The organism is Empedobacter falsenii, from assembly GCF_019308355.1.
Lineage (GTDB): Bacteria > Bacteroidota > Bacteroidia > Flavobacteriales > Weeksellaceae > Empedobacter > Empedobacter falsenii_B.
The window spans coordinates 1-4,848 of sequence record NZ_JAAGKM010000077.1 but is presented as its reverse complement, the minus strand read 5'-3'; the positions used below and the strand labels follow the sequence as shown (position 1 = coordinate 4,848).

Below are 4,848 nucleotides of genomic sequence, written 5' to 3'. Positions count from 1 at the left end.
TTGAAATATGGTAAGGTCAAAAATCCTAATGATTTTCCTACATTTCAAATTAATCAAAATAATAATACAATAATATTAAATAAAAACTCTACTTTTAAGTGTTCTTAACAAGGGGAAGATTACACCTTGATGAATCTTGTTCTAAAAAGAAAGAAACTGTTGTTTATTTTGATGGATTAGGTCGTGAAAAACAAGCTTTACAAGTTGCAGCTTCTACCAGTGGAAAAACAATTGTAATTCCTTATGAATATGATGGATTTGGACGTCAAGCCAAAGAGTTTTTACCCTTTCCGATTAATTCTGGGGATAACAAAATTACGACAGCTACTGGAGATGGATTCTATTCCACTTTAACAGGAGATACAACACCTTTCTCTGAAAAAACATTTGAGAATTCACCACTGAATAGAGTTTTATTTCAAGCAGCACCAGGAAATTCCTGGAGAAAAGGAGCTGGGCATGAGATCGAATTTCAATATGCTACAAATTCAGATGGAGAAGTTTTTAATTTTGGCGTAGCAGATCCTACAACTAATCCCACTTTAACGTTAAGCAGTTCTATAACATATGAAGTAGGAACATTGTATAAAACCATTACAATTGATGAAAATAAACAACCTATTGAGGAATTTAAAGATAAAGAAGGGCGTGTTGTTCTTAAACGAATTAATATTCAAGCAAAACCTCAAGCTCCTTTAAATTCTTCAGGTAATCATGATACCTACTATGTATATGATGTTTATGGTAATTTAACCTTTGTACTTCCTCCACAATTAATTAATACTAATCATGGAGATATTGTTAGTTACAAAAATAATCTTGCCGAATTAGGTTATCAATATCAATATGATGAGAAGAATAGGTTGATAGAAAAACAACTTCCTGGTAAAGGGCGTGAGTTTATGGTATACGATAATCAAGATCGATTAGTTGCTTCACAAGACGCTTTACAAAGACAAAACGGTGGCTATTTTTCATTTACTCATTATGATAAGTTTGGAAGAATTGCAGCTCAAGGACAACATCCTGAGCCTGGTGTTTCAAGGATTTCATTACAAGCTTATTTAAATAGTTTAGGATCTAATAATGTAGAACGTACAACATCTTCGTATAGTCATTCAGGTTTAGATATTTTCTATACAAGAGCATATGGAGGCGATCAAGTAACATCTACTTATACTACAGTTAATTATTATGATAATTACCAAAATTTATCTATTACACCTTCCGCAATAAATGGACAGTCTGTAATTGGAGTAACCGATACAAAAACCAAAGGATTAGCAGTAGCTAGCTTTACAAATGTATTAGGAACGACAACTTGGAATAAGAATTTTACTTTTTACGATACAAAGTACATTCGTCCTATAGCTTCATCTTCTACAAATTATTTAGGAGGTTATACAAATGTAGCTTCTAACCTAGATTTTAGAGGAAAAGTTAAAAATACAGTTACTAAACATAAGCCAAATGATGCTGGACTTGAAGTAACAATTAATGAAGGTTTTGAGTATTATGACAACGAGTTATTAAAGTATCAAACACACCAAATTAATAACGGAGCAGTTGAATATATTGTTCAAAATTCTTATAACGAGATAAATCAATTAACCAACAAAAAAGTTGGGAACTCCAATTCTTCTTCTCCATTACAAAACGTTAACTACAAATACAACATACGTGGATGGATGACCGATATTAATAACATTGATGTAACAGGAGATGGATATAATGATTTATTCTCATTTAGAATTGGATATAATAATCTATACAATGGAAATATTTCTAGTACTTTTTGGAGATCTGCTCCTAATGAAAGATTATTAGGATATAACTATGAATATGATGGATTGAATCGCCTTCTTACAGGAACTTTTATCAATTACGCTTCATTAAATTATACATATAATGAATACATAAAAGGATATGATTATAATGGGAATATTCTAGGTATTACGCGTACTGGAAATAATCCAGATTTCTATAATCCAATTGATGATTTAACCTATGATTATCAAGGAGCATCAAATAAATTATTAGCTGTTACAAATGCTTATAATAACACAAGTGGTTTTAGTGATGGAAACAAAAATGGAAATGACTATAGTTATGATTCTAACGGAAATCTTACCAAAGATTTAAACAAAGGAATAACGAACATAACATATAATTTCTTAAATTTACCTACAGAAGTTCTTTGGAATGCCACGCAGAAGATAAATTATACGTACGATGCGAGTGGAGTGAAATTGAAAAAAATTGTTACAAATGGTGCTACAGTTACCACAACAGATTATTTAGGAGGTTTTCAATACCAAAATAATAGCTTACAATTTTTCCCTACAGCAGAAGGATATGTAAATGTCACAAATGGTAATACATTTAATTATGTTTACAATTACACTGATCATTTAGGTAATGTTCGTGTTAGTTATCAAAAGGAAGTAAATGGTACACTAAAAGTATTAGAGGAAAACAACTATTATCCTTTTGGTTTAAAACATAGTGGTTATACACCACTTACAACAGGTAACCAAAACTATAAGTACAAATACAACGGCAAAGAACTGCAAGATGAATTAAGCCTAAACTTATACGACTACGGCGCACGAAACTACGACCCTGCTATTGGTAGATGGTTTAAGGTGGATCCACTTGCCGAAAAGTTTCCGGGTATGTCGCCGTATTGTGCAATGGGTAATAACCCCATCTTTTACATCGACCCAGACGGCAGGGAAATCATAGGTGCTACTAAGAAAGATGCACAGAATTTTAAGGCAGACATTCATTTGACTTTAGCGGATAAAAGGTTTGATGGAGTTAGAGCATTGATAGACGTAAAAGGAAAAACCTTTAAAAGTATAGATGCTAAGGCTTTGAGTACGGCTTTAGATGGTGTTACCCTTAGTGCTGATGAGAGAACATATATTGATATGGTTACTAATACCATAAATTCAACGGATATTCATACTGTAGAATACGTTTCAGTAAATAGTGATTTATCATCTTCTGGTTTCTCTGCTATTAATTCTTATCTAAATGGATTACAGTCAGGTTATGGGGATGCATTGCGTCAGCGACGACAAGGACAGGACGGCTCTACCGAATATTTTTACAATGACCAAACAATTAAAATTTTAGGAGGGGAAGGTTTTAATGTACCTACCAAGAAAGGTTCACATTCGTTTATTACCGGTGTAACAGGTAATGAGAGAGTTTCAACATCAGGACACGAAGTGTTTGGGCATGGTATTCCATCAGCAACAGGAGCCAGTCCAAGCGATAATAATGCTAATGCAATACGTGTTGATAATCTAATCCGAAGAATGTTAGGAATGCCTCAGCGAGATGGTAAAAACCATGGTGGCTATAAAGAAGGGCATATAACTGACCCTCAGAAACTACCACGTACTCAATAAAACATTACAAGATGAAAACAGCATATTCCATAATTTTAATGCTGTGCTTTTCGCTTGTATGTAAAGCACAGGAAGGTAGAGAAAACATGACCGACTCAATGGCAATGGTCAGCAGGGCTAAAGCAGATAAAGTATTACAACATTTTGATACAATACAAGCTCCCAAGATTTTGTATTCTTTAGAAGATAAATATTATTACCTGATTATTAAAGATACTCCGTGCTATCAGGAATATTATGTTACTTTAGACAGCTTAGGTAGAATAGATAAAATACGCCTTATAAAAGTGGAAATAAAAACCCGGAAGCAAAGAAAGCAACAGGAGCAATACCGGGAATTACTATCAGAGGCAGAACCTATATTTGATTTAGGCAAGTACCATACGGATTTTATAACGGAAATGCCTGATGCAAAAATGGTATCAGGGAAACCGTCCTATTTTGTATTTAAAAATATTGATGGTAAAAGATATGGAGAATACAGTTTATCGTCAGTAACAGCACCATTGCCCATTAATATAAGTCTTTGGGCATATTTAATCAGGCGATTATCAGATGAAGCATATAAAAACAATAAAACCCGCTAATTGCGGGCTTTATTGTTTTATTGAGCAATGAGTGATTGCAAATTATCTTTCATTCTTTTATTTGCTAAAGCCAGATCAATCATTTTTAGCAAAGCTTGCTGTTCATCGTCTGCAAGCGTATCAATCAGCTTTATTTTTTGGAGTAGCGGTAAATTTACTTCCTGTTCCAGGTCATCGGATTTAAAGAACTCTGCCATATCCACCTCAAAGACGGCAGCTAATTTTTCCAATGTAGAAATAGAGGGTTCTACTTTACCGTTTTCGATACGGCTGTATTGTCCTTGGGGAATGGTGCTGTCTGCACACACTTCTTTTTGAGAGAGGTTTTTAAGTTCTCTTAACCGTTTTATATTCTTAGCAATCAGCTCTACCGTCCGTACCATAACATTGAATTTTATACAGCAAAATTAATAAATAAGGCTGTTTATTGCAACTAAATGAAATATATGTTTGTTTATTTATGCAGTTAAATATATATTTGTAGGCGAAAAGAATATTCATTTTGACGCAAAAAATATTTTTCAATGGAAATACAGGAAATCAAACAAAAGCTCACAATGTCGAACGTACTGCACTATTACGGTTTAAAGACAGACAAGCAGAGCCGAATAAACTGTCCGTTCCACGAGGACAAAACCCCGAGTATGCAGGTGTATTACAAAACCCAGACGGCATATTGCTTTAGTTCCAACTGCAAAACCAATGGCAAGAGTATGTGTAATCTTCCCTAAAAACCGGAACGTTTAAAAATATAGTTTATTAACTTAGGGATAATTATGAAACAAAGCAATTTTACAGAAGTTCAGATCGTCAAGATCTTATCAAAACAAAATCAAGGCAAA

General features: G+C 33.5%; 4 protein-coding genes. 3 read left to right on the top strand and 1 reads right to left on the bottom strand.

The annotated features are described in order from the left end of the window. Nucleotides 1–98: 98 nt before the first annotated feature. On the top strand, nt 99–3,419 hold the full coding sequence (locus G0Q09_RS15110; protein ID WP_219035432.1) for a DUF6443 domain-containing protein: 3,321 nt from the start codon (nt 99–101) through the stop codon (nt 3,417–3,419). 11 nt (nt 3,420–3,430) lie between these two features. Beyond that, entirely contained in the window at nt 3,431–4,006 is a 576-nt protein-coding gene (locus G0Q09_RS14585; protein ID WP_219035431.1) for a hypothetical protein, read from the top strand. A 17-nt stretch (nt 4,007–4,023) separates the two neighbouring features. On the opposite strand, the gene G0Q09_RS14580 is transcribed toward G0Q09_RS14585, so the two are convergent. Next, entirely contained in the window at nt 4,024–4,389 is a 366-nt protein-coding gene (locus G0Q09_RS14580; RefSeq protein WP_219035430.1) for a helix-turn-helix domain-containing protein, read from the bottom strand. 141 nt (nt 4,390–4,530) lie between these two features. Here G0Q09_RS14580 and G0Q09_RS15255 point away from each other — a divergent pair, with 141 nt between their 5' ends. Continuing rightward, on the top strand, nt 4,531–4,737 hold the full coding sequence (locus G0Q09_RS15255) for a CHC2 zinc finger domain-containing protein (RefSeq protein ID WP_219035429.1): 207 nt from the start codon (nt 4,531–4,533) through the stop codon (nt 4,735–4,737). The last annotated feature ends 111 nt before the right edge of the window (nt 4,738–4,848 follow it).

Coding starts and splice junctions, on each gene's coding strand:
- G0Q09_RS14585 (WP_219035431.1), top strand. CDS start 3,431: ATGAAAACAGCATATTCCATAATTTTAATGCTGTGCTTTTCGCTTGTA.
- G0Q09_RS14580 (WP_219035430.1), bottom strand. CDS start 4,389: ATGGTACGGACGGTAGAGCTGATTGCTAAGAATATAAAACGGTTAAGA.
- G0Q09_RS15255 (WP_219035429.1), top strand. CDS start 4,531: ATGGAAATACAGGAAATCAAACAAAAGCTCACAATGTCGAACGTACTG.